Origin of the sequence: Pseudomonas sp. HMSC066A08 (assembly GCF_001813025.1) — a bacterium.
Taxonomy (GTDB): Bacteria; Pseudomonadota; Gammaproteobacteria; order Pseudomonadales; family Pseudomonadaceae; genus Pseudomonas; species Pseudomonas aeruginosa.
The window spans coordinates 413,662-438,304 of the sequence record NZ_KV811299.1; the positions used below are offsets into that span (position 1 = coordinate 413,662).

Annotated in this window: 23 protein-coding genes and 1 pseudogene; 10 read left to right on the forward strand and 14 right to left on the reverse strand. The window is 66.6% G+C overall.

Translation table 11 applies throughout. From position 1 onward, the window contains the following. The 5 genes and pseudogenes from cbrB to dksA form a co-directional block, all read right to left on the reverse strand. Positions 1-748, reverse strand: a pseudogene (gene cbrB, locus HMPREF2886_RS15695) (two-component system response regulator CbrB); the annotation flags it as partial. 26 nt (positions 749-774) lie between these two features. Then, positions 775-3,726, reverse strand: a complete 2,952-nt coding sequence (gene cbrA / locus HMPREF2886_RS15700) for a two-component system sensor histidine kinase CbrA (RefSeq protein WP_033973756.1) — start codon at positions 3,724-3,726, stop codon at positions 775-777. Then, positions 3,710-3,886, reverse strand: coding sequence for a hypothetical protein (locus tag HMPREF2886_RS15705; protein ID WP_003095129.1), 177 nt, complete (start codon positions 3,884-3,886; stop codon positions 3,710-3,712). The genes cbrA and HMPREF2886_RS15705 overlap by 17 nt, the downstream gene beginning before the upstream one ends. A 69-nt stretch (positions 3,887-3,955) precedes the next feature. Beyond that, positions 3,956-4,837, reverse strand: coding sequence for a tRNA glutamyl-Q(34) synthetase GluQRS (gene gluQRS / locus HMPREF2886_RS15710; RefSeq protein WP_033973758.1), 882 nt, complete (start codon positions 4,835-4,837; stop codon positions 3,956-3,958). 67 nt (positions 4,838-4,904) lie between these two features. After that, positions 4,905-5,351, reverse strand: a complete 447-nt coding sequence (dksA, locus tag HMPREF2886_RS15715) for an RNA polymerase-binding protein DksA (protein ID WP_003095122.1) — start codon at positions 5,349-5,351, stop codon at positions 4,905-4,907. 192 nt (positions 5,352-5,543) lie between these two features. Between dksA and HMPREF2886_RS15720 the strand changes: the two genes are divergently transcribed. Beyond that, on the forward strand, positions 5,544-6,716 hold the full coding sequence (locus tag HMPREF2886_RS15720) for a pyridoxal phosphate-dependent aminotransferase (RefSeq protein ID WP_042169359.1): 1,173 nt from the start codon (positions 5,544-5,546) through the stop codon (positions 6,714-6,716). After that, positions 6,716-7,423, forward strand: a complete 708-nt coding sequence (sfsA, locus tag HMPREF2886_RS15725; RefSeq protein WP_033973760.1) for a DNA/RNA nuclease SfsA — start codon at positions 6,716-6,718, stop codon at positions 7,421-7,423. Before HMPREF2886_RS15720 ends, sfsA begins: the two co-directional genes overlap by 1 nt. Positions 7,424-7,456: 33 nt before the next feature. Here sfsA and trmA read toward each other — a convergent pair whose 3' ends face one another. Together trmA and HMPREF2886_RS15735 are read right to left on the reverse strand one after the other, a co-directional pair. After that, complete coding sequence (trmA, locus tag HMPREF2886_RS15730) at positions 7,457-8,548, reverse strand: tRNA (uridine(54)-C5)-methyltransferase TrmA (RefSeq protein ID WP_033977175.1); 1,092 nt, start codon at positions 8,546-8,548, stop codon at positions 7,457-7,459. Then, the gene (locus HMPREF2886_RS15735; protein ID WP_003148531.1) at positions 8,545-9,840 is read right to left on the reverse strand and encodes an NCS2 family permease; all 1,296 of its coding nucleotides are present in this window, start codon (positions 9,838-9,840) and stop codon (positions 8,545-8,547) included. The genes trmA and HMPREF2886_RS15735 overlap by 4 nt, the downstream gene beginning before the upstream one ends. 413 nt (positions 9,841-10,253) lie before the next feature. Between HMPREF2886_RS15735 and HMPREF2886_RS15740 the strand changes: the two genes are divergently transcribed. Continuing rightward, entirely contained in the window at positions 10,254-10,730 is a 477-nt protein-coding gene (locus HMPREF2886_RS15740; protein ID WP_009314236.1) for a SecDF P1 head subdomain-containing protein, read from the forward strand. A gap of 21 nt (positions 10,731-10,751) precedes the next feature. Here the strand turns inward: HMPREF2886_RS15740 and HMPREF2886_RS15745 are convergent, their stop codons facing one another. Both HMPREF2886_RS15745 and HMPREF2886_RS15750 read right to left on the reverse strand, forming a co-directional pair. Then, a complete protein-coding gene (locus HMPREF2886_RS15745) occupies positions 10,752-11,645 on the reverse strand; it encodes a KPN_02809 family neutral zinc metallopeptidase (protein ID WP_003095112.1) in 894 nt (297 codons plus the stop codon). Positions 11,646-11,712: 67 nt separating this feature from the next. Next, positions 11,713-12,567, reverse strand: coding sequence for a PhzF family phenazine biosynthesis protein (locus HMPREF2886_RS15750; protein ID WP_033973768.1), 855 nt, complete (start codon positions 12,565-12,567; stop codon positions 11,713-11,715). A gap of 168 nt (positions 12,568-12,735) precedes the next feature. Here HMPREF2886_RS15750 and alaC point away from each other — a divergent pair, with 168 nt between their 5' ends. Beyond that, entirely contained in the window at positions 12,736-13,971 is a 1,236-nt protein-coding gene (gene alaC / locus HMPREF2886_RS15755) for an alanine transaminase (protein ID WP_070747792.1), read from the forward strand. Positions 13,972-14,029: 58 nt separating this feature from the next. Here alaC and HMPREF2886_RS15760 read toward each other — a convergent pair whose 3' ends face one another. Further along, a complete protein-coding gene (locus HMPREF2886_RS15760) occupies positions 14,030-14,479 on the reverse strand; it encodes a DUF411 domain-containing protein (RefSeq protein WP_058173448.1) in 450 nt (149 codons plus the stop codon). A gap of 249 nt (positions 14,480-14,728) precedes the next feature. Here HMPREF2886_RS15760 and HMPREF2886_RS15765 point away from each other — a divergent pair, with 249 nt between their 5' ends. After that, complete coding sequence (locus HMPREF2886_RS15765) at positions 14,729-15,178, forward strand: DUF4345 family protein (RefSeq protein WP_058173449.1); 450 nt, start codon at positions 14,729-14,731, stop codon at positions 15,176-15,178. 3 nt (positions 15,179-15,181) lie between these two features. On the opposite strand, the gene HMPREF2886_RS15770 is transcribed toward HMPREF2886_RS15765, so the two are convergent. The 3 genes from HMPREF2886_RS15770 to phuR form a co-directional block, all read right to left on the reverse strand. Then, complete coding sequence (locus tag HMPREF2886_RS15770; protein ID WP_070747780.1) at positions 15,182-15,694, reverse strand: DUF4136 domain-containing protein; 513 nt, start codon at positions 15,692-15,694, stop codon at positions 15,182-15,184. An 80-nt stretch (positions 15,695-15,774) separates the two neighbouring features. Further along, positions 15,775-16,122, reverse strand: a complete 348-nt coding sequence (locus HMPREF2886_RS15775; RefSeq protein WP_003121065.1) for a Rieske (2Fe-2S) protein — start codon at positions 16,120-16,122, stop codon at positions 15,775-15,777. A gap of 103 nt (positions 16,123-16,225) precedes the next feature. Further along, on the reverse strand, positions 16,226-18,520 hold the full coding sequence (gene phuR, locus HMPREF2886_RS15780) for a heme/hemoglobin uptake receptor PhuR (protein ID WP_058173451.1): 2,295 nt from the start codon (positions 18,518-18,520) through the stop codon (positions 16,226-16,228). 180 nt (positions 18,521-18,700) lie between these two features. Here phuR and HMPREF2886_RS15785 point away from each other — a divergent pair, with 180 nt between their 5' ends. Genes HMPREF2886_RS15785 through HMPREF2886_RS15805 form a run of 5 tightly spaced genes read left to right on the forward strand, consistent with a single transcriptional unit; the run spans position 18,701 to position 23,367 of the window. Then, positions 18,701-19,765: a hemin-degrading factor gene (locus HMPREF2886_RS15785; RefSeq protein WP_058173452.1), complete on the forward strand. Its 1,065-nt coding sequence runs from the start codon at positions 18,701-18,703 to the stop codon at positions 19,763-19,765. 9 nt (positions 19,766-19,774) lie between these two features. Next, complete coding sequence (locus tag HMPREF2886_RS15790; protein WP_033973778.1) at positions 19,775-20,668, forward strand: hemin ABC transporter substrate-binding protein; 894 nt, start codon at positions 19,775-19,777, stop codon at positions 20,666-20,668. 50 nt (positions 20,669-20,718) lie between these two features. Then, the gene (locus HMPREF2886_RS15795) at positions 20,719-21,702 is read left to right on the forward strand and encodes a FecCD family ABC transporter permease (RefSeq protein WP_073648587.1); all 984 of its coding nucleotides are present in this window, start codon (positions 20,719-20,721) and stop codon (positions 21,700-21,702) included. Then, a complete protein-coding gene (locus tag HMPREF2886_RS15800) occupies positions 21,702-22,469 on the forward strand; it encodes a heme ABC transporter ATP-binding protein (protein ID WP_003457143.1) in 768 nt (255 codons plus the stop codon). The genes HMPREF2886_RS15795 and HMPREF2886_RS15800 overlap by 1 nt, the downstream gene beginning before the upstream one ends. A 10-nt stretch (positions 22,470-22,479) precedes the next feature. After that, complete coding sequence (locus HMPREF2886_RS15805) at positions 22,480-23,367, forward strand: ChaN family lipoprotein (protein WP_058173454.1); 888 nt, start codon at positions 22,480-22,482, stop codon at positions 23,365-23,367. 461 nt (positions 23,368-23,828) lie between these two features. Here the strand turns inward: HMPREF2886_RS15805 and cbpA are convergent, their stop codons facing one another. Continuing rightward, positions 23,829-24,626 (reverse strand): cAMP-binding protein CbpA, encoded by a 798-nt coding sequence (cbpA, locus tag HMPREF2886_RS15810; protein ID WP_033973782.1) that lies wholly within the window; start codon positions 24,624-24,626, stop codon positions 23,829-23,831. Positions 24,627-24,643 lie beyond the last annotated feature (17 nt).

Consider the following 24,643-nt stretch of genomic DNA (forward strand, 5'->3'; position numbering starts at 1 on the left):
TCTCGTCGAGGAACAGGGTGCCGCCGTCGGCCGCTTCGACCAGCCCGGCGCGCCCGGCGCTGGCACCGGTGAAGGCGCCTTTTTCGTGGCCGAACAGCTCGGATTCGATCAGGGTTTCCGGAATCGCCGCACAGTTCACCGAGATCAGCGGCGCCTTGGCGCGCTTCGACAGGTTGTGCAGGGCGCGGGCGACCAGTTCCTTGCCGGTGCCGGATTCGCCCTGGATCAGTACCGTGGAGTCGGTCGGCGCGACCTTGCGAATCTTGCTGTACAGCTCTTGCATCGGCGCACAGGAGCCGATGATGCCTATCTCGCCGTCGGCTGCCGCCGGGCTGGCGCCGCGCTCGCCGCCGGCCTTGCCGCCGTTGGCGGAGACCGGGGCCGCGCTGCGGTTCTCCTGGCGGTCCTTGAGGATGCGCGCCACGGCCTGGAGCATTTCGTCGTGGTCGAAAGGCTTGGCGATGTAGTCCACCGCGCCCATCTTCATCGAATCCACCGCCGAACGCAGGCTGGCGTAGCTGGTCATGATCAGCACCGGAATGCCTTCGGCGAGCTTGATCAGTTCGGTGCCGGGGGCGCCCGGCAGGCGCAGGTCGCTGACCACCATGTCGAAGGAGGGGATGGTGTAACGCTCCTGGGCTTCCTGCACCGAGCCGGCTTCGCTGACCTGGTACTGGTTGCGTTCCAGCAGGCGTCGCAATGCAGATCGGATAATGGTTTCGTCTTCGACGATCAGAATATGTGCCATGTATTCAGCTCTCTCGACGTGCTCGTCTACAGCTCGGCCGTCGGGCCAGGGTGCCGCGGCAGGGTCACGCGGAAGCGGGTGCCGCCTTCTCGCTGGTGATCCGTCGGGCTCTCGATGGTTATCTGTCCATAATGCTCTTCCACGATCGAATAGACCAGTGCGAGGCCGAGCCCGGTCCCCTTGCCGGGGTCCTTGGTGGTGAAGAACGGTTCGAACAACTGGTCCATGATCGCCTTCGGAATGCCGCTGCCCTCGTCCTCGACGACCAGGTCCACGGTATGTTCCGAGGCTTCGCTGCGGACCCGGATCGCGCCGCCCGGCGGGCTGGCGTCGCGAGCATTGGAGAGCAGGTTGATCAGCACCTGGGCCAGGCGCTGCGAGTCGCCCTCGACCCAGTGCGCCGGATCGCAGAGATTGAAGAACTCTACTTCGACGCTACGCCGGTTCAGCGACAGCAGTCCGATGGCCTCCTGGGCGACTTCGCTCAGGCACACCGGTTCCAGGGCCTGCAGGTGGCTGCCGGAGTGGGCGAAGCTCATCAACGACTGGACGATGCGCGATACGCGCTTGGTCTGGTCGAGGATCTGCTCGCTGATCTCGGTCAGCTCGCCGTCGCCTTCGCGTTCCTCGCGCAGGTTCTGCGCCAGGCAGGCGATGCCGGTGATCGGATTGCCGATCTCGTGGGCAACCCCGGCGGCAAGGCGGCCGATGGAAGCCAGGCGCTCGGAGTGCACCAGCTTGTCTTCCAGCAGTTGGGTTTCGGTGAGGTCTTCCACCAGTAGCACCAGGCCGCTGTTGCCCGGCGCCAGGGGTTCCTCGATGGCCGCCTTGTGCAGGTTCAGCCAGCGGGTGTGGCCGTCGTAGACCAGGCGCTGCTTGTGCAGGTGCTCGTCGGGAGCGTCGATGAAACGTTCCAGCAGGCCCTTCCAGGGTTCGGGCAAGGCCGACAGGCGCGAACCGACGACCTTCTGCGCGCCGACCCCGGTGAGTTCCTCGATGGCGCGGTTCCACATCAGCACTTCCTGGTCCTTGGCCAGCGAGCAGACGCCCATCGGCAGGTCCTGCAGGGTCTGCCGGTGATAGCGGCGCAGGGTGTCGAGTTCGGCAGCCAGGCCGGTCAACCGGGAGTGATAGTCCTCCAGGCGGCTCTCGATGAAGTGGATGTCCTCGGTGACGTAGCTTTCTTCGCTGGTCTTGTAGGGAAGGAAGGTCTCCACGATGTCCTGGGCGACACTGGGTCCCATCAGCCCGGAAAGGTTCGCCTCGATGCGGTCGCGCAGGCGACGCAGGGCATAGGGGCGACGTTCGTCGAAGGGCAGGTGGAGATCGCGCAGGGCCTGCTCGACCTCCTTCTGCGCGGTCTTGGCGCCCAGCGGCTTGGCCAACTGGCTGGCGAACTCCTGCGGCGAGCCGGCGAACAGCTCGCGGCGTTGCGGACGGCGTACGTTGTCCACCGCGCAGGCCTCGGCGGCGCCTTTTTCCTCGTCGCTGGCCTCGGTGAACAGCGAGACAAGGGTGAATACCAGCACGTTGGCCGCCAGCGAGGACAGCGCCGCCAGGTGCCAGTTGGAGTCGTCCAGCACGTAGATCACGTCGAACAGCGGCAGGTACAGGCCCTGTACGTTCCCCATCAGGGGCAGCAGCATGGTGATCGCCCAGACCAGCATGCCGGCGATCAGCCCGGAGATGAAGCCGCGGCGGTTGGCGGTCGGCCAGTACAGCACCGAGAGGGCGCCGGGGAGGAATTGCAGGGTGGCGACGAAGGACACTATGCCCAGGTTGGAAAGGTCCTGTTCGGCGCCCAGCAGCAGGTAGAAGGCGTAGCTGGCCATGATGATGGCGACGATCAGCAGGCGCCGGGTCCATTTCAGCCAGCGGTAGATGTTGCCCTGCGCCGGCGGCTGGTAGAGCGGCAGCACCAGGTGGTTGAGGACCATTCCCGAGAGCGCCAGGGTCATCACGATAGTCAGCCCGCTGGCGGCGGAGATGCCGCCGATGAAGGCGGCCAGGGCCAGGGCCGGGCTGTCCACCGCCAGGCCGAGGCCGATGGTGTAGTACTCCGGTGTGGTCGAGGCGCCGAGGCGCAGCCCGGCCCAGAGGATCGGCGGTACCGCCAGGCTCATCAGCAGCAGGAACAGCGGCAGGCCCCAACTGGCGGAAATCAGCGCGCGCGGGTTGAGGTTCTCGGTGAAGATCATGTGGAACATGTGCGGCATCACGATGGCCGCGGCGAAGAACACCAGCAACAGCGTTCGCCATGGACCCTCGGCCAGCGGCGTGTGCAGGGTGGTCAGCGCGGTCTGGTTCTGCAGCAGCCAGACTTCCAGGCCTTCCGGCCCGCCGAAGACGCCGTACAGGGCGTAGAGGCCGATACTGCCGAGCATCACCAGCTTGACCAGCGACTCGAAGGCGATGGCGAACACCAGTCCCTCGTGGCGTTCGCGGGTGGCGATGTGGCGAGCGCCGAAGAGGATCGCGAACAGGGTGATCAAGGTGCAGAAGACGAACGCGACCCGCTCCTGGGCCGGGTCGCGGGTGAGGATGCCGATCGAGTCGGTGACCGCCTGGATCTGCAGGGCCAGCATCGGCAGCACGCCGATCAGCATGAACAGCGTGGTCAGGGCGCCGGCCCAGGTACTGCGGAAACGGAAGGCGAAGAGGTCGGCCAGCGAGGACAGCTGGTAGGCGCGTGTCACCCGCAGGATCGGATAGAGCAGCACCGGGGCGAGCAGGAAGGCCCCGGAAATCCCCAGGTAGATGGCGAGGAACCCGTAACCGTACTGGTAGGCCAGGCCTACCGTGCCGTAGAACGCCCAGGCACTGGCGTAGACACCCAGCGACAGGGTGTAGACCAGCGGATGGCGTACCAGCCGGCGCGGCACGTAGCCGCGTTCGGTGATCCAGGCGATGCCGAACAGGGTGGAGAGGTAGGCGACGCTGATCAGGATCAGCTGGGTCAGGCTAAAGCTCGTCAGCATCGCGCTGGCTCTGCAGGATGAAAGTGACCACGATGAGGATCAGCCACAGCAGGTACGGGCGGTACCAGGCGCCGTTGGGGTCGATCCACCAGTCCATGATGGCGGGGGAAAAGAGATAGATGCCCACGACCAGGAGCAGGACCAGTCGGTAGATGTACATGCCGCTTCCCTCATGCTTGGGCCGGCAGGCTACAGGCTGCGGGTGGGTGCCGGCAAGCCGCCGGGCGGGCTACAGGCGTTCCTCGGGAAGGGTAGCGCAGCGCGGGATGCGCGTGGCGTCCCAGTGCGCGACGCCCCAGGCCAGCGCCTCGCTGGCGCTGGCCTGGGCCAGTTCGGCCGGCGGCCGCTGGCCGAGCGCGCGCAGGGCACGGGTCAGCGGCGCGGCGGCCTGCTCGGCGGGCAGTGGCGGGGAGCGGTAGGACTTGCCGAGCTTGTGTCCGTCCGGCTGGACGATCAGCGGCACGTGCAGGTAGCGCGGCTGGCTCAGCCCCAGCAGTTCCTGGAGGTAAAGCTGGCGCGGGGTCGAGTCGAGCAAGTCGGCGCCGCGGACGATGTCGGTGATGCCCTGCCAGGCGTCGTCCAGCACCACCGCCAGTTGGTAGGCGTAGAGACCGTCGCGGCGCTGGATGACGAAATCGCCGACCTCGCGGCCGAGATGCTGGCGGACTTCGCCCTGCACGCGGTCGACGAAGCGATATTCCAGCTCCGGCACGCGCAGGCGGACCGCCGCGTCCTCGCGGGCGTGCCCGGCGTCGCGGCAGAAGCCCGGGTAGATCCCGGCGAATCCCTCAAGCTGCTTGCGCGAGCAAGTGCAGGCGTAGGCCAGGCCGCTGCGCAGCAGTTGTTCGACCACTGCGGCGTAGGCCGGGAAGCGTTCGCTCTGCCGCTCCACCGCGCCGTCCCATTCGAAGCCGTAGCGCTCCAGGGTTTCCAGGATCGCCTGCTGGGCGCCCGGGACTTCGCGGGGCGGGTCGAGGTCTTCCATGCGCACCAGCCAGCGGCCGCCGACGGCACGCGCGTCCAGGTAGGAGGCGACGGCCGCCACCAGGGAACCGAAGTGCAGGTAGCCGCTGGGCGTAGGGGCGAAGCGGCCTACATAGGAAGAGGTCATGGCGCGGGCGGTGCGGCGGGGAACGGCGGAAACGAAACGGGGCGCCTTGGCGCCCCGTCGGTCCGGCTCAGGAGCCGAGTTGCTTCTCGCGGATTTCCGCGAGGGTCTTGCAGTCGATGCAGAGGGTCGCGGTGGGGCGCGCCTCCAGGCGACGGATGCCGATCTCGACGCCGCAGGAGTCGCACCAGCCGTACTCTTCGTCTTCGATCAGTTGCAGGGTCTCGTCGATCTTCTTGATCAGCTTGCGCTCGCGGTCGCGGGCGCGCAGTTCCAGGCTGAATTCTTCTTCCTGGCTGGCGCGGTCGGCCGGATCGGGGAAGTTGGCCGCTTCGTCCTGCATGTGATGCACGGTACGGTCGACCTCTTCCATCAGCTCCTGTTTCCATTTGTTCAGGATCGCGGTGAAGTGCGCGCGCATGCGCTCGCTCATGTACTCCTCGCCCTTGGTTTCCTGATAGGGTTCGAAGCCGCGGGTCATCTGCTGGCTGCTCTGTTGTTTTGCTTTGGTGGACATGAATGGCCGCCTCTCACTTTCGCTAATCCTGTCCGCGGCAGGGTTCCCTCGCCGGCTCTCCGGCCCCGCGGTCGCAAGCGGGCGAACTTACCAGAACGATAACCTTGGCGCTACTCCCGGTTGTCGAGGCTGGTGTCGCCCGCGTAATGGCTTGGTTAGAATCGGTTTTTCCTCGCAAAGTTCGGAATATCCATGGCTACCTCCTATAGCGCGCGCAGTCGGGCCATCGAGCCTTTCCATGTCATGGCCCTGCTGGCGCGGGCCAACGAGTTGCAGGCCGCCGGCCACGATGTGATCCACCTGGAGATCGGCGAGCCGGACTTCACCACGGCCGAGCCGATCGTCGAGGCCGGGCGCGCCGCCCTGGCCGCCGGGCATACCCGCTACACCGCCGCCCGCGGCCTGCCGGCGCTGCGCGAGGCGATCGCGAAATTCTACGGCGAACGCTACGGGGTCGACCTCGACCCGCAGCGCGTGCTGGTCACTCCGGGCGGTTCCGGCGCCCTGCTGCTGGCCAGCAGCTTGCTGGTCGACCCCGGCCGCCACTGGTTGCTCGCCGACCCGGGCTACCCGTGCAACAGGCATTTCCTGCGCCTGGTGGAAGGCGCCGCGCAACTGGTGCCGGTGGGGCCGGACAGCCGTTACCAACTGACACCGGATCTCATCGAGCGGCACTGGGATTCAGACAGTGTAGGCGCTCTGGTGGCGACGCCGGCGAATCCGACCGGGACCCTGCTCGATCGCGACGAACTGGCCGGCCTGTCGGGCGCCTTGAAGGCCCGCGGCGGGCACCTGGTGGTGGACGAGATCTATCACGGCCTGACCTATGGCGTGGACGCCGCCTCGGTGCTGGAAGTCGACGACGACGCTTTCGTCCTGAATAGTTTTTCCAAGTATTTCGGCATGACCGGCTGGCGCCTGGGCTGGCTGGTGGCGCCGACAGCGGCGGTGCCTGAACTGGAGAAGCTGGCGCAGAACCTCTACATCAGCGCGCCGAGCATGGCCCAGCAGGCCGCGCTGGCCTGTTTCGAGCCGACCACCATCGCCATTCTCGAAGAGCGTCGCGAAGAGTTCGCCCGCCGTCGCGACTTCCTCCTGCCGGTCCTGCGCGAGCTGGGTTTCGGAATCGCCGTGGAGCCGGAAGGCGCCTTCTATCTCTACGCCGATATCAGCGCGTTCGGCGGCGATGCCTACGCCTTCTGCAAGCACTTCATCGAGACCGAGCACGTGGCCTTCACTCCGGGGCTGGATTTCGGCCGCCACCAGGCCGGCCACCACGTGCGTTTCGCCTATACCCAGAACCTGCCGCGCCTGCAGGAAGCGGTGGAGCGGATCGCCCGCGGCCTGAAGAACTGGCGGCCCTGATGCGTTTCGAGCAGCCACTGGAAGAAGGCCGCCTGCTGCGTCGCTACAAGCGCTTCCTCGCCGATATCGAGAGCGCCGGTGGCGAGCGCCTGACCATCCACTGTCCGAATACCGGTTCGATGCTCAATTGCATGAGCGAAGGCTGCCGGGTCTGGTTCAGCCGCTCCAACGACCCCAAGCGCAAGCTGCCGGGGACCTGGGAACTGAGCGAGACCCCGCAGGGCCGCCTGGCCTGCGTCAACACGGCGCGGGCCAACCGCCTGGTAGAGGAGGCACTGCTGGCCGGAGATATCGCGGAGCTTGCCGGCTTCACCGCTCTGCGCCGGGAAGTGGCCTACGGCGTGGAGAACAGTCGCGCCGACTTTCGCCTGGAATACCCCACGGGCGCACTGTTCATCGAGGTGAAGAGCGTCACCCTGGGCTTCGACGAAACCGCCGTGGCGGCCTTTCCCGACGCGGTGACGCTGCGTGGCGCCAAGCACCTGCGCGAACTGGCGGCGCTGGCGCGGGAGGGGATCCGCGCGGTGCAGTTGTACTGCGTGAACCTTTCCGGGGTCGAGGCGGTGCGCCCCGCCGACGAGATCGATCCAGTCTATGGCAAGGCGTTGCGCGAGGCGGCGCAAGCCGGCGTCGAGGTGCTGGCCTATGGCGCCGAGGTGACGACGGAGGGATTGCACCTGGCGCGGCGCCTCCCGGTGCGACTCTGAGGCACGGCCGCGCCGTGGGGCGCGGCCACTCGCTCAGCGGCGTTCGAGCAGGACGCCGCTTTCCATGTGGTGGGTGTAGGGGAACTGGTCGAACAGCGCGCAGCGGCTGATCCGGTGCGTGTCGTGCAGTTGGGCGATGTTCTGCGCCAGGGTTTCCGGGTTGCACGAAATGTACAGGATGCGCTCGAAGCGCCGGGCCAGCTCGCAGGTGTCCGGATCCATGCCGGCTCGTGGCGGATCGACGAAGACACTGCCGAAGGCGTAGCTCTTCAGGTCGATGTCGGCCAGGCGGCGGAACGGGCGAACCTCGTTCAGCGCCTGGGTCAGCTCTTCGGCCGACAGGCGCACCAGGCTGACGTTGTCCACCGCGTTGTCGGCCAGGTTGGCCAGCGCCGCATTGACCGAGGACTTGCTGATCTCGGTGGCCAGCACCTTGCGTACCCGGGTGGCCAGGGGCAGGGTGAAGTTGCCGTTGCCGCAGTACAGTTCGAGCAGGTCGTCGTCGCGCTGGCCGAGCGCCTCGTAGGCCCAGCCGAGCATCTTCTGGTTGACCTCGCCGTTGGGCTGGGTGAAAGCCCCCTCGGGCTGGCGATAGTTGAAGCGCCGGCCGGCGACCGACAGTTCCTCCTCCACATAGTCGCGTCCGACGACGATGCGCTTGCCGCGCGAACGCCCGACCAGGTTCACGCCCAGTTCCGCCGCGAGCTTTTCCGCTGCCTGTCGCCAGGCGTCGTCGATCGGCCGGTGGTAGCAGAGGGTGATCAGCGCGTCGCCGGCCAGGGTGGTGAGAAACTCCACCTGGAACAGCTTAAAGCCCAGCGCCGGGTCGGCCCAGGCCGCCTTCAGGCGCGGCATCAGTTCGTTGATGCGGCGGCTGGCGATGGGGAAATCCTCGATCAGGATCGGCGTGTGCTTGTCGCCCTGCTCGAACATCGCGTAGTGACGCTTCTCGCTGCCGGTTTCCCGCCACAGACGAAATTCGGCACGCAGCCGGTAATGCTCGCGCGGTGACTCGAAGACCTCCGGCGCGGGTGCCGCGAACGGGGCCAGCAATCCGGCGAGGCGGGACTTCTTGTCTTCCAGTTGCGCGGCGTAGGCGCTGGGGTCGAACTGTGGACGGCTCATGCGTTGAAGAAGCCCAGCTTGATCACGAACAGGATGGAGAGGATCACCAGCGCCGGGTTCAGTTCGCGCCAGCGCCCGGACAGCACCTTGATCGCGGTCCAGGAAATGAAGCCGAAGGCGATGCCGGTGGCGATCGAATAGGTGAACGGCATGGCCAGCGCGGTGACGACCACCGGCGCGGCGACGGTGATGTCTTCCCAGTCGATCTCTGCCAGGCCCGAGGCCATCAGCACGGCGACGAAGAGCAGCGCCGGGGCGGTGGCGAAGGCCGGTACGCTGCCGGCCAGCGGAGCGAAGAACAGCGCGAGGAGGAACAGGATGGCGACGACGATGGCGGTCAGGCCGGTGCGGCCGCCGGCACTGACGCCCGCGGCGGACTCGATGTAGCTGGTGGTGGTCGAGGTGCCCAGCAGCGAGCCGCCCATGGCGGCGGTACTGTCGGCGATCAGCGCGCGGCCCATCTTCGGCATGTGGCCGTCCTTGCCCATCAGTCCGGCGCGCTTGGCGACGCCGATCAGGGTACCGGAGTTGTCGAACAGGTCGACGAAGAGGAAGGCGAAGATCACGCTGACCAGGCCGATGTCCAGCGCGCCCTTGATGTCCAGCTGGAGGAAGGTCGGTGCCAGCGACGGCGGCATCGAGACCACGCCGCCGAACTGGGTCACGCCGAGCAGGATGGCGATGGCGGTGACCACCAGGATACCGATCAGCACCGCGCCGGTGACGCTACGCGCCTCCAGGGCGACGATCAGGATGAAGCCGAGGGTGGCGAGGATAGGCGCCGGCTTGGTCAGGTCGCCCATGCCGATCAGGGTTGCCGGGTTGTCCACCACGATGCCCGCGTTCTGCAGGGCGATCAGTGCGAGGAACAGGCCGATACCGGCGGCGATCGCCGAGCGCAGCGGCAGGGGGATGCTGTTGATGATCCATTCGCGGATGCGGAAGATCGACAGCAGGAAGAACATGGTGGCGGAAATGAACACTGCGCCCAGCGCGACCTGCCAACTGTGGCCCATGTGCAGCACCACGGTGTAGGTGAAGAAGGCGTTGAGGCCCATGCCGGGGGCCAGGGCGATCGGGTAGTTGGCGATCAGGCCCATGATGGTCGAGCCGATGGCCGCCGCCAGGCAGGTGGCGACGAACACCGCGCCCTTGTCCATGCCGGTCTCGCCGAGGATGCTCGGGTTGACGAAGAGGATGTAGGCCATGGTCAGGAAGGTGGTGATCCCCGCCAGGATCTCGGTACGCACCGTGGTGTTGTGCGCCTTTAGTTGAAACAGCTTTTCCAGCATGTTGGATTCCCCTGAATGTGCTCTGCAACGATCCCCATGGCGCCAGCAGAAGTGGCCGGCCGCGGAGCCGGCCGCCGACCAGGGAAAACCGAATTTCCGCGTGGCGGGCGTTGCATCGCTGTCTCGTCGGCGCGGTATCGCGAACGATCCCGGCAGACGGCTGAGTCCCGAAAATGCGCGAGCCGCATGAAACGACCCACGCACGCCAGGGGCCTCGCGGCGGCCTGCGTGGGGTTCATACGGCTCGAAAAGGCGCGCATCATACCAGTTCGCGGGAGAGGGGTGAATTTCCGCCAGTCTAGTCGATCGTCGCCTCGCGGAAGGGGCCGCTCGCCCGCCCGGCGCGGGCGGCGTTAACATAGGCGTTGGCGTCCGGACGGACGCTCCGCCCAGGTTTTCTGCAGTACCTCATCATGAAACGCTCGAAACTCGCATTCCTTCCGCTGGGCCTGGCGCTGCTGCTGGCCGCCTGCGCCAGCGATCCGCTGCCGATCCCGCAGCACAGCTTCGGGGTCTATGCCACCGCCAGCACGCCTTCCGCGGCGTTCCGCACCCTGGCCGACCCGCAGGGCAAGGCCATGCTGGTGGCGCTGAAGCCCAGCCTGACCCAGGCTGACGTACTCCGCGCCGAGGTCCTGTACGACCAGAACGGTCGACCCGGCGTCGAAGTCACCTTCACCGAACCGGCCGCCCGCCGCTTGGCGGCGCTGACCGGCGAGGCCCGGGGGCGCACTCTCGCGGTACTGGTGGACGGGCGCCTGCGCCTGGCGCCGCGGGTGCGCGAGCCGATCCGCAACGGCAAGGTCTATCTCGACGGGTTGGCTTCGGCCTACGAGGCCAGGGAGCTGGCCGATCAGTTGAACGCACTGGGAAGCCAGCCGGGGCGCTAAGCGTCCGGCTGGCGGCGAGGCTCAGAGTGTCTGGGCCTTGAAGGTATCGCAACTGGCCGGCGATCCACTCTCGAAGCCGGTCTTGAACCAGCGCATGCGTTGTGCCGAGGAGCCATGGGTGAAGGAATCCGGCACCACCATGCCGCGACCCTGGCGTTGCAGGCGATCGTCGCCGATGGCGTTGGCGGCGTTCAGGGCTTCCTCGATGTCGCCCGGCTCCAGCCAGTTCAGCCGCTGTTGTGCACGGTTGGCCCAGACCCCGGCGAAGCAATCTGCCTGAAGTTCCTGGCGTACCGACAGGCCGTTGGCGCCCTCCATGCGCGCGCCACGCTGGCGGGCGGCGTTGATCTTGGCCGAGATGCCCATCAGGTTCTGCACGTGGTGGCCTACCTCGTGGGCGATCACATAGGCCTGGGCGAAGTCGCCGGCGGCGGAGAAGCGCTGTTCCATCTCGCGGAAGAACTCCAGGTCGAGGTAGACCCGGCGGTCGGCCGGACAGTAGAACGGCCCGGTGGCCGACGAGGCGAAGCCGCAGGCGGAATTCACCCCATTGCTGAACAGCACCAGCTTGGGCTGTTGGTATTGTGCCTGGCCGCTGGCGAAGATCTGTTCCCAGGTGTCCTCGGTGTCGCCGAGGATCGAGCGGACGAACTCGCTCTGCTCGTCGTTGGCCGCCGGGGCCCGGCCGCCGGCCTGCTGCTGGGTGGCTGGCGCCGGGCTGTCCATCTGGCCGAGCAGCGACCCGAGGATCTGCATCGGGTCCTGGCCCATCAGCAGGCCGACCACCACCACGATGGCCACCCCACCCAGGCTGAGGCCCTTGCCGCCGATGCGCATGCCGCCACCGCCGCCCGCGCCTCCTTCGCCCCGGGCATCAATCACGTTGTCACTGCGTCGTCCTTTGCGCCAGAGCATGGCGGTTCTCCTGTACGTTTCGCTTCTTCAGTGTTGTCGTCGTCCGCTGCCAGCGCCACCCCGACCGTCAGGCCGAGGTCAGCAGCTCGGCGCGGGCGAGCAGTTGGACCTGGCCGCCGACCCTGACGCTACCGTCTGTCGCGACCTGGACGTCGAGCCGGCTCGGCCGGTCGAGGAAGCGTCCCTGGTGCAGGACGAAGGGTTCGCCGCACGCGGCAAGCCCATATTCCACCAGGTAGGCGGCGACCGGACCGGCAGCGCTGCCGGTAGCCACGTCTTCCAGCAGCCCCAGGCTGTCCCAGGTGCGGCCCTCGCGCCCGTCGACATCGAGCAGATAGACAAACGCCGCGCCGAGTTTATCCAGGGCTTCTTGCAAATCGTTGACCTGACGGGCTCGACCCAGCGCCTCGGCGGTCACCGGCAGGAGCAGGTAGGGCAGGCCGGTGCTCACCACCCGCGGCGGATGCCCGGACAGGTCGTTGGCCGATAGCGAGAAGGCTTCGGCGAACCAGCGGCAGGTCTCGGCGTCCGGGGTGGCGCCGAATTCGGCGCGGCCCTGGTCCATCTCGGCGTAGAAACCGCTGCCTGCCCGCACGCTGCGCAGGGCCACCGATTTGCTGGCCAGGTGCAGCGTCCAGTGCTGTTCGTTGTCGCCGCCGCGCAGGTGATGGAGCAGGGCGGCGGCGCCGAGCAGCGGGTGGCCGGCGAACGGCAGTTCTTCCTCCAGGGTGAAGATCCGTGCGCGGAAGGCCCGTGGGTCGTCGCCCGGCAGCAGGAAGATCGATTCGAACTGGCGCAGTTCGCGGGTCCAGGCCTGCATGGCGGCGTCATCGAGGGCGCTGGCGTCGTCGAATACGGCCAGGCCGTTGCCGGTGAGCGGACGCTCGGCGAACACATCGAGTTGCCAGTAGCGTCGGGACATGGGCCTTTTCCTGTGAAATGGAATGAAAAACGCGAGGGGGACTCGACAAGCAGCCTATCGGCCTTTATGTTCGCCGACAAGAAAGCGCCTGGCTGGCGCTTTCCAGGCCGCCGCAGCGGCCGGCGTCGCTCGGACGGTTCCGGGCGCTTACGTTACTCCGAGGACAGCATGGCTGAATCACGCCCTGCGCGCCGTTTCGCGCGCATCGACCGCCTTCCCCCCTACGTTTTCAATATCACCGCCGAACTGAAGATGGCCGCTCGTCGCCGTGGCGAGGACATCATCGACCTGAGCATGGGCAATCCCGACGGGCCGACCCCGCCGCATATCGTCGAGAAGCTCTGCACCGTCGCCCAGCGCGAAGACACCCATGGCTACTCCACCTCGCGCGGCATCCCGCGCCTGCGCCGGGCCATCTCGCACTGGTACCGCGACCGCTACGACGTGCAGATCGACCCGGAAAGCGAAGCCATCGTCACCATCGGCTCCAAGGAAGGCCTCGCGCACCTGATGCTGGCGACCCTCGACCATGGCGACACCATCCTCGTGCCCAACCCGAGCTATCCGATCCACATCTACGGTGCGGTGATTGCCGGCGCCCAGGTGCGCTCGGTGCCGCTGGTGCCGGGCATCGATTTCTTCAACGAGCTGGAACGGGCGATCCGCGAATCGATTCCCAAGCCGCGCATGATGATTCTCGGTTTCCCCTCCAACCCTACCGCGCAGTGCGTCGAGCTGGACTTCTTCGAGCGCGTGGTGGCGCTGGCCAAGCAGTACGACGTGATGGTCGTGCACGACCTGGCCTATGCCGACATCGTCTACGACGGCTGGAAAGCGCCGTCGATCATGCAGGTACCGGGCGCCAAGGATATCGCCGTGGAGTTCTTCACCCTGTCGAAGAGCTACAACATGGCCGGCTGGCGGATCGGTTTCATGGTCGGCAATCCCGAGCTGGTCTCGGCCCTGGCGCGGATCAAGAGCTACCACGACTACGGCACCTTCACGCCCCAGCAGGTGGCGGCCATCGCCGCTCTGGAAGGCGACCAGCAGTGCGTCCGCGATATCGCCCGGCAGTACCAGCAGCGCCGCGACGTCCTGGTGAAGGGACTGCGCGAAGCCGGCTGGATGGTGGAGAACCCGAAGGCCTCGATGTACGTCTGGGCGAAGATCCCCGAGCCCTACGCGCACCTGGGCTCACTGGAGTTCGCCAAGAAGCTGTTGCAGGACGCCAAGGTCTCGGTGTCGCCGGGGATCGGCTTCGGCGACTACGGCGACGATCATGTGCGTTTCGCCTTGATCGAGAACCGCGACCGCCTGCGCCAGGCGGTGCGCGGGATCAAGGCGATGTTCCGCGCCGACGGGCTGCTGTCGCCGCAGAAGAAGGTCGATAGCCTGGCGGAGTGATCCTCACGCCCTGTTACAAGGAAAAACGCCGTTTCCCCTGGGGGAAACGGCGTTTTCGTTAGCGTCCCGGGTACTCCGCCAGTACCGAGGCCTGGCCGCTCCTGGTCAGGCCGACGACCTGGTAGGCGTCCTGGCGGTCGCCCATTTCCATGCCCGGCGAGCCGACCGGCATGCCCGGTACGGCGGCGCCGACCAGGTCGGCGCGTTCGCGCAGCTTGAGGATGTCGGCTGCCGGCACGTGGCCTTCGACGAACTTGCCGTCGATCACTCCGGTATGACAGGAGCCCATGCTGTAGGGCACGCCGAGGCGGTTCTTGACTGCGCTCATGTCTGCTTCCACATGGTCGGTGACCTTGAAACCGTTGGCTTCGAGGTGCTTGATCCAGTCCTTGCAGCAGCCGCAGTTGGCGTCGCGGTGGACGTCGATGGCCAGCGGTTCGGCGGCCTGGGCCAGGGAACCGTGGAGCAGGGTGGCGGCCAGGACGGCCAGGGGAGCGAAGCGGCGCATGGGATTCTCCTTGCTGCGAGCGAATGCCGGGAGCATACCGCTGGCACCCGCTGCCACCCAGCCGGTGAGCTGTATCCACTTGTGACGAAGCGATGCGCTGCCCGCCGCGCCGGGGGGCCGTTGGGCAGGGACGGATTGTCGCAGCGAACTCGTCGGCGCGGTTTGGGTCTGCTGTCCTTAGGGTTGCCGGGGCGTTCGCCGCCGGTGTCGAACCGACCGCTGGGGGCAACAGGCCCGAGGAGAAAGGGGATGCTCTTCGCCCGTTTGGTTTTGCTGGTTCAGGCGTTGGTATGGGGCGCGCTGGGAGTGCTGTACTGGGTGCGTCCCTACGAGATGGCCAATCTCAGTGGGATGCTGCTGATGGAGCCTTCGGCGGTCAGCGATGCGCGGGTGTTCTATGGCGGCCATCAGTTCGCCCTGGCGTTGTTCCTGCTGTTCGCCCTGCGCCGGGCTTCGCTGGTGCAGCCGGCGTTGATCCTGGTAGTGCTGCTGCAATCGATCCTGACCCTGTCGCGGCTATTGATTGCCTGGATCGAGGGCGGGATTGAGGCCGACGGCAACCTGTTCGGCCTGCTGTTCCGCGGCGCAATGGCTACCCTGGGGATCGCCGCCCTGTGGTGGCTGCAACGGCGGCCGACCCGGCTGTCGACGCCCGGCGAGAGCGCCGAGCTCCGCGAGGACGACTTCGACGGCCTGTGACATTCAAGGTTGACTGCGACTCGGGAAGTCCTTCAGCAACTGCGCGACGCCGCGGTCGAACGCTTCCTGGTTCAGCGCTGGATCGTGCAGTTGGCGGCTCAGCACGCTTTCCAGAAGGACCCTGCCGTTGCTTTCGTCTAGGATGCGCAGCGCCAGCCTGGCCTCGGTGTCTTCGGTCAGTTGGGTCTGGGTGAAGACGCCATCCTGGGTGATCACCGGGCGCATTTCCAGGCCCGGCTGGCGTTGCAGGCCGAGGGCGTAGATCACCCGCAGGTCGCCGTGTTCCCCCTGGTAGCGATAGCCCTTGGCCTCCAGGGCGCGGCGCACGGCCGTATCGAAACGCTCCTCGAAGTCGATGCGGTGCCCCTCGGCGCGTACCGCCTGGATGAAGAAAGTCCGGTAATCCGCCGCTGTTACGCCAGGGGCGAGCCGTACGGGGCCCGGTTCATTGCGGCAGGCATAGAGCAGCAGGCCGAACAGGAGCAGCAGGCCGAAGCGCAGGCTGAATCGGCGCATGGCGCTTTCCTTCCTCTTTTTTATCTTTGTGCCGCAAGCCTAGCCGTTGCCTCGCGGCTTGCCGCCCATCCCCCGTTGGGTCAGTCGTCCAGCTCCACCCAGAGGCCTTCGGCGTCTTCCCGGCAGGGCAGGGCGCGCAAGCGCTCGCCAGCGCAGGGGCCGGCCACGCACTCGCCGGACTCGATGAGGAACAGCGCGCCGTGGCTGGCGCAACGGATCAGGCTGGCGCTGTCGTCGAGGAAGGCATCGGGCTGCCACTCCAACGGGATGCCGCGATGCGGGCAGCGGTTCAGGTAGATGTAGGCGCGGCCGTCGCGACGCACCGCGAACAGCCGCCGCTCATCGACGAGGAAGCCGCGGCTGTTGCCTTCGGCGAGATGGGAAGAGGGACACAGGTGGATCATGGGCGCTCCGTTTGCCGGGATCATTATCCCTGATCCGGAGGACGGCTTTCACCCATGGCATGGAAAGCGCCCGGCATGGCCAGGCGCTGGGTATGGGGGCACTTCCGTGTGCGAAGGGGTAACGGGGTCAGATGTCCCAGACCAGGTTGACCGCGAAATTGCGGCCCGGCTGGGACAGCCGGTCGATGTTGGCCGGGGCCAGCGCCGAAGCCTCGCCGACGCTGTCGTAGCCGCGCACGTCATCCCACAGCCAGTACTTCTTGTCGGTCAGGTTGTAGAGACCGGCGTTGAGGGTCAGGTCCTTGCTCAGCCTGTAGTAGGCACTGAGGTCGAGGACGCCGAAGCCCGGGGTCTTGAACTGGCTGGCGGTGCCATCCGGGGTGTGGAAGGTGCTGTCGTCGACGCGATCCTTGCGTTTGACCAGGGTCCAGCTGAGCAGTCCGCCGTAGTTGCCGTCTGCTTCGTCGTAGCCCAGGCCGAACACTCCGGTGAGTGGGTTGACGCTGTTGATCGGCTCGCCGTTGTCCTTGTTGCGACCGTAGGCGTAGGCCACGCTGCCCTGGGTGTAGAGTCCCTGCGGCGCGCCGAAGGCGCCCAGCTCCAGGCGGCCCTTGAGTTCGATGCCCTTGATCACCGCCCGCTCGATGTTGTTGGACTGGAAGGTCTGGCCGTTGCCGCCGGTGCTATCGGTATTCAGGGCGTCTTCGTCGATGAAGTCGCGATATTTGTTGTAGAACAGCGCCACGCCGAAGCTGCCTTCGTCGAACTTGCCGCGCAGCCCGGTCTCGAAGCTCTGGCTCTTTTCCGGCTTGAGGTTGGGGTTAGGCTCGATATGGTAGCCCGCCTGCAGGTTCTCGAATCGACCGTACAGCGCCTTGGCGGTGGGCGTGCGGAAGCCTTGGGCGTATTGGCCGTACCAGGTGTAGTGCTGGGCGAAGTCGTAGGTCACGCCGAACTTGGGCGAAACCCGGTGCCATTTCTTGTCCGACTCGTCGACCGCGGTGTTCTGGCTCTGCTTCATGGTGCGCAGGAACTCGTCGGTGATGTGCGGCTCCATGCGCGTGTAGTCGTAACGCAGGCCGGGAGTGAAGGTCCAGTCGTTCCAACTGATGCTGTCCTGGGCGAACAGGGCGTAGGTCTTCACCGTCGGATCGGGAAAGTCGCTGCTGCGCTCCAGGGCATCGCGCGGGCTATCCGCACCGGTGTCCAGGTTGGTGCCGGTGCCGCTGCGTATGCCGGTGACCTTCTGGTGCTTGAGATTGATCCCGTAGCTCAGCAGGTGCTCGGTCTCGCCGATGGCGAAGCTCTTGTCCAACTGGCTGTCGAAGACCCACAGGCGTTCCTTGTAGGTGGTATCGCGGGTGCGCAGGACCTTGCGGGTGATCGGGTAGTAGAACTCGCGGGTCGCCTGGTCGGTCTTCGCCAACTGGTAGTTCAGGCTCCACTGGATGCGATCGGCGACCGGGCTGTCGAGCAGGAAATGGTGCTCCAGGCCGTAGCGCTCGCGAGTCAGGGTGTCGTTGCCCTTGCGCCACTGGTACATGCCGCCCGGTAGCATGCTCGGCGGGATGGCCGGCTTGCCCTTGTCGTACGGGCCGCCATAGGCGCTCTTCTGGTCGGTATCGACGTCGCTCTTGTACTTCTCGAAGACCAGCCCGAAGCGGCTGCCCTCGGCGTAGTTCCAGCCCAGCTTGCCGAGCAGGCTGTAGCTGTCGGCGTCTTCCGGGTTGGCTTCGCTGCGCGATAGCCCGGTGCCGCCGTGGCCGCCGTTGGATTCGGTCTCGTGACCCTGGCGGTAGCCATAATGCAGCAGGCCGTCGAAGTCGTTGGCGCGGCCGGCGACGGTGGCCGAGGTCAGCCAGGAGTGGCTTGCCGACTCGTAGCCGGCCTTCAGCCGGGCGCCGACGTCCTTGCCGTCCTTGATGATGTCCGACGGGTCGAGGGTGAAGTAGCTCACCGCGCCGCCGATGGCGTTGCTGCCGTACAGCGCCGAGGCCGGGCCGCGAAGGATCTCCACGCGCTTTACGATGTCCGGATCGACGTAGTTGCGGTGGGTCTGCGCGTAGGGGCCGCTGAAGAAGTCGTTGGGCAGTTCGACCCCGTCGATCTGCGTAAGGATGCGGTTCCCGTCGATGCCGCGGATGTTGTAGCCGGTGATTCCGGCACGCTGGCCGGCGCCGCCGACCGAGACTCCCGGTTCGTAGCGCACCAGTTCCTTGATGTTGTTGACGTTCTGCCGGTCCAGTTGTTCGCGGGTCTGCACGCTGACGGTGCTCGGCACCGAATCCACTGCCTGCTCGGTACGGGTGGCGGTGATGGTGGTCGGGGTCAGCGGGACGGCGTGCCCCGCCAGGGCCAGGGAAGGGCTGAGCAACAGCAGGGCCAGGCAGGGACGCAGGGCGAAGGGCGGGGAGAGCGGCATGTGGGACTCCTTGGGTCGGGCCTGTGGCGAATAGCCAGGGGGACGTCGGGCGCACAAGGTACTGCTAGAAAAACGCTAATGCAAATAATTATCAAATGGATTCAGATATGCGTTTTGTGGCAAAGTTCACCTGTTTTTGCGCGTAGCGCGACCGAACCGGATATGCCCGAGGAACCGTCGATGAGCAGCACTCCCAGCCTTTCCCATTCCCCTGCCGAGCTCTACCGCGCCTGGCAGAACCTGCGCGCCGAGCGACCGCAGCTACGCGCGCGCGACGCCGCCGCGCTGTTGCAGGTCAGCGAAGGCGACCTGGTCGCCAGCCGGGTCGGCATCGATGCCGTGCGCCTGCGGCCGGACTGGGCCGCCTTGCTGCCGGCGCTCGGCGAACTGGGGCCGATCATGGCGCTGACCCGCAACGAGCATTGCGTCCACGAGCGCAAGGGGCCGTATCGCGAAGTGACGGTCTCTGCCAATGGGCAGATGGGCCTGGTGGTCTCGCCGGATATCGACCTGCGCCTGTTCCTGGGGGGCTGGAACGCCGCCTTCGCCATTGCCGAGGAGACATCGCGGGGTACCCAGCGCAGCATCCAGGTGTTCGACCAGCAGGGCGTGGCGGTACACAAGGTGTTCCTTACCGAGGCCAGCGACGTCCGCGCCTGGGAGCCGCTGGTCGAGCGCCTGCGGGCTGCCGAGCAGGATGCCGTGCTGGCGCTGCGCGAACCCCGCGCGCCGGCTGCGGCGCTCGTCGATGCGCAGATCGATGCCGCCGCCTTGCGCGAAGGCTGGGCCGCGTTGAAGGACACCCATCATTTCCACGCCCTGCTGAAGAAGCATGGCGCGCAGCGCACCCAGGCGCTGCGCCTGGCTGGCGGCGAATGGGCCGAGCGCCTGGACAAGGGCGACCTGTCGAAACTCTTCGAGGCGGCGGCCGAAAGCGGATTGCCGATCATGGTGTTCGTCGGCAACGCTCACTGCATCCAGATCCATACCGGGCCTGTGTGCAACCTGAAGTGGCTGGACGACTGGTTCAACGTGCTCGATCCGGAATTCAACCTGCACCTGAAGACCACCGGCATCGCCGAGCTTTGGCGGGTGCGCAAGCCGAGCACCGATGGCATCGTAACCAGTTGGGAGGCCTTCGACGCCGACGGCGAGCTGATCGTGCAACTGTTCGGCGCGCGCAAGCCCGGCGAGCCCGAGCGCGACGACTGGCGCGAACTGGCCGAATCCTTCAAGGCGCCCTGAGGAGAGATCATGCGTATCGATCGACTATTCAACGGGTTGGCGCTGGGCATCCTGCTTGGCACCGGCATGGCCCAGGCCGCCGAGCTGCCGCAACGCTGGGTGAGCGCGGGCGGCTCGCTGAGCGAATGGGTGGTGGCGCTGGGCGGCGAGAGCAAGCTGGTCGGGGTGGACACCACCAGCCAGCATCCGCAGGCGCTGAAACAGTTGCCGAGCGTCGGCTACCAGCGCCAACTGGCTGCCGAGGGCGTGCTGGCGTTGCGTCCGGATATCCTCATCGGCACCGAGGAAATGGGGCCTCCGCCGGTACTCAAGCAGCTCGAAGGCGCCGGCGTGCGGGTCGAGACCCTCTCCGCCAAGCCGGATCTGGAGGCACTGGAAAGCAACCTGAAGAAGCTCGGCGACTGGCTCGGCGTGCCCCAGCGCGCCGAGGCCGCCGAACTTGACTATCGCCAGCGGTTGCGGCGCCAGGCGGACTGGATCGCGGCCGCGCAGAAGAGCCAGCCGGCCCCGGGCGTCCTGCTGGTGATCGGCAATGCCGGCGGTCAGTTGCTGGTAGCGGGGCGCAATACCGGCGGCGATTGGGTCCTGAACCGAGCCGGAGCACGTAACCTGGCTACCCATGAAGGTTACAAGCCGATCTCGGTGGAAGCCCTGGCAGCGCTCGATCCGGTCGCGGTGGTGATCGCCGACCGCAGCCTCGAAGGTGATGCGGCGCGTGCCGCGCTGCTCAGGCAGAACCCCGGCCTCGCCGCGACCCGCGCGGCGCGTGACGGACGTCTGCTGGTGCTGGACCCGACGCTCCTGGTGGGGGGCCTCGGTCCGCGCCTGCCGGATGGCCTGGCGGCTCTCTCCGCGGCCTTTTATCCTTCCGCGAAACCGCTGAGTACGGAAGCCACCCATTGAAATCGGTTGTTCGTCCCCGCGCACTGTTCGGTGCGCTGGGGATTTCGCTCGTGTTGGTCATCTGGTTGTCCCTCGCCCTCGGTCCCGTCAGCCTGCCGCTGGGCGATACCCTGCGCGCCGCGCTGCGCCTGGCCGGGCTGCCGCTCGATGGAACGGGCCTGGCCCAGGCGGAAATGATCCTCGGCCAGATCCGCCTGCCGCGGACCCTGCTCGGCCTGGCCGTGGGCGCGGTGCTGGCGCTGTCCGGGGTGGCGATGCAGGGCCTGTTCCGCAACCCGCTGGCCGATCCAGGTCTGGTCGGGGTGTCCAGCGGTGCTGCCCTCGGCGCGGCGCTGGCCATCGTATTCGGCGCCTCGCTGGGTGGCTTGCCGGCGTTCCTCGCGCCCTACCTGCTGTCGCTGTGCGCCTTCGGCGGCGGCCTGGGGGTGACCTGGCTGGTCTATCGACTTGGCCGCCGCGATGGCCAGACCAGCGTGGCCACCATGTTGTTGGCAGGGATCGCTTTGACCGCGCTGTCCGGCGCGGTGATCGGACTGTTTACCTATCTCGCCGATGACGCCACCTTGCGTACCCTGACCTTCTGGAACCTGGGCAGCCTGAACGGCGCCAGCTACCCACGACTCTGGCCGCTGCTGCTGGTGGCGTTGCTGGTGGCCTGCTGGCTACCGCGCCGGGCAGATGCCCTGAACGCACTGCTGCTCGGCGAGTCCGAGGCCCGTCACCTGGGCTTCGACGTCGAGCGATTGAAGGCCGAATTGGTGCTTTGCACTGCCCTCGGCGTCGGCGCCGCAGTGGCGGCGGCGGGGATGATCGGCTTCATCGGCCTGGTGGTGCCGCACCTGATCCGTCTGGTTGCCGGTCCGGACCATCGGACGTTGCTGCCGGCCTCGATGATGGCCGGCGCCATTCTCCTCCTGCTTGCCGACCTGCTGGCGCGCCTGGCGCTGGCACCGGCGGAGTTGCCGATCGGCATCGTCACGGCACTGATCGGCGCGCCGTTCTTCCTTTATCTGCTAGTGCGGGGGCGGGCCTGATGCTGCGCGTGGAGAACCTGTCCATCCGCCGTGGCGGAAAGACTGTACTGGAAGGCCTCGAGCTGGAGCTGCGGCCTGGCGAGATGCTCGGCGTACTCGGCCCCAACGGCGCCGGCAAGAGCACTTTGCTTGGCGCTCTCTGTGGCGAACTGGAGCCGGCCGAAGGGCAGGTGCTGCTCGACGAGCGTGGCCTCGACGACTGGCCGGGCGTCGCTCGCGCGCAGCGCCTGGCGGTGCTGCCGCAGAGTTCGTCGCTGGGCTTCGCCTTTCCAGTGGAGGCGGTGGTCGGCTTCGGTCGGCTGCCTCATTCCAGCGGCCGCGAGCGCGATGTGCAGATCGTCGCCGAGGCCTTGGCGGCGGCCGACGCCAGCCATCTGGCCGGGCGCAGCTACCTGGCGCTGTCCGGCGGCGAACGCCAGCGCGTGCACCTGGCGCGGGTGCTGGCGCAGCTGTGGCCGGGCGAGCCGGGGCAGGTGCTGCTGCTCGACGAGCCGACCTCGGCGCTCGACCCGCTGCACCAGCACACTACCCTGCAGGCGGTGCATGATTTCGCCCGCCGCGGTGCCTCGGTGCTGGTGATCCTCCACGATCTCAACCTGGCCGCGCGCTATTGCGACCGCCTGCTGCTGCTGCAGAATGGTCGCCCGCACCTGCTCGGTACGCCCGAGGAAGTCCTGCGCCCCGAGCCGTTGCGCGCGGTGTTCGGCCTCGAGGTCCTGGTCCAGCGTCATCCCGAGCGAGGTCATCCGCTGATCGTCGCCCGTTGAAGGAGTCGCCATGCGCATTCGCCTGTTCGCTTTCTGTCTGCTGCTGGGCGGCTGCCAGTCCCAACTGCCGCCGCTGCCTGATTGGCAGAGCCCGGAAGGGCGCGACGATCCGCAGACGGGACGAATCGTCGAATTGCGCAGCGGCGTGACGCTGAGCCCGCAGCAACTGGTCGCACGCCTGGCGGCCGCGCCGCGAGTGATCGTCGGCGAGAAGCACGACAATCCCGATCATCATGCCGTGGAACTGTGGCTGGCGCAGGCCCTGGGCGAATACCGGGCGCAGGGCAGCCTGCTGCTGGAAATGCTCGAGCCCGGCCAGCAACCACGGGTGGATGCGGTCCGCGCACAACTCGGGACCGGCAAGCCGGTGGCGAACCTGGAGCAGGCCCTGGACTGGCAGAAAGGTTGGGACTGGACGCAGTACGGCCCCCTGGTGTCCTGGGCGGTTGCGCAACCCGCGCCGTTGCTGGCGGCGAACCTCCAGCGGAGCGAAATCATGCGTATCTATGGGGAGCGTCCGCCGCTTTCCGGAACGGCCTCCAGGCGTGACAGCGTGCGCCTGCCGCTGCTTGCGCGGATTCGCGAATCCCACTGCGGCATGCTTCCCGACGTTCAATTGCCGGCGATGCTAGCCGTCCAGCAGCAACGCGACCGCCGCATGGCCGAGCGTCTTCGCGATGCGCCGCTGCCGGCGATGCTCGTCGCCGGGAGCTTCCACGCCCGGCGCGACCTCGGCGTACCGGTCCACCTGCGCGACCTTGGTGCGGAGAAGGGCACTCAGGTACTGATGCTGGTCGAGGCCGGGCAGGCGGTAACGACGCGTGAGGCCGACTACGCCTGGTACACGCCGGCACAGCCGGACAAGGACTATTGCGCGGAGATGAAGAAGGCACGTTGAGGAAGGGCGCGAGGCCTGGAGCCGTGTATCGCGCTACGTTTTCGCGGGAAAAAAAGACCCGGCAAAGTGCCGGGTCGAAACCGTGATTAGCCTGATGAGGAGATAATCTGAAGAGTCCGACTGCTTGGTCTCTCAGCTTACCTGCTGGCCTCGCGACCAGTTGGTGTAATAATAACTATTCTCATTATCAGGTCAAGCCGGTTCTCATTCATTCCATCGCCAGCCGATGAACGGTCGTCTCCGGCCGAATCGCAGGCAAAAAAAGACCCGGCAAAGTGCCGGGTCAAAAACCGTGATTAGCCTGATGAGGAGATAATCTGAAGAGTCCGACTGCGTGGGTCTCTCAGCTTACCGGCTGATCTCGCGACCAGTTGAGTGACATAATAATGATTCTCATTTCCATGTCAAACGCTTTCGCCAAACTTTTCTGCTAGCTAGTCGCGAGCCCTCTGGAATGGGCCTCAGGCGCTGCGGCGCAGGCGCAGCTGGGTCACTTCCCGGTTAAGCAGGTCTATCCGCCGGGCCATGCCTTCGATCAGGCTATGGGCGATTCGCGGGTTGTTCTGCATCAGGCCGAGGAACTGCTCCTTGGGAATCACCATCACCGTGCAGGGTTCGCTGGCAACCACCGTGGCGCTGCGTTTCTCGCGAGTGAACACGGCCATGGCGCCGAAGATCTCGTCCTTCTGCACATCGCCGACTTTCTGGCCGTCCACCAGCGCTTCGGCGTGCCCCTCGATGATGATGAACACATGATCCGCATCGTCGCCCTGGCGGATCAGCGCCTCGCCCGCGGCGAAGTGGCGGAAGCCGGTGGCCGGGCGGACTTCCGGCTGCTTCAGGTGCGCCAGTGCATCGCCGAGCAGGGCAGTCTGTCCGATCAGGTACTGCAATAGCAGTTCCTGACGTCCCTGGTCAGCATGGATGTGCTGGAGCAGCGCATCGCGCGAATAGGGCAGCAGGCGGGTCGGCTCTTCGTTGGCATGCCGGCAGGCGGGAAGCTCGAGTCCGCGTCGAAGGCCGAGGAGGTCGCCTTCCTGGAGATAGAACAGTGGGCGTTCGTCTACCAGCGCATGCAGCAGGCCGCTTTCCACCAGGAATACCTGGTCGGCGGGCAGCTCGCGTTCCAGGTCGTCGCTACGTTCCAGTTCCAGGGCGGGGCCGCTGGGTGCCAGGCCTTCGAGCAAGCGGTGAGGGATTCCCTGCAGGCGATTGATCAATTGGTCGGCATAAGCCGGTTGCTCGCCGAGTAGATACATGGCCATTTCCTTGAGCT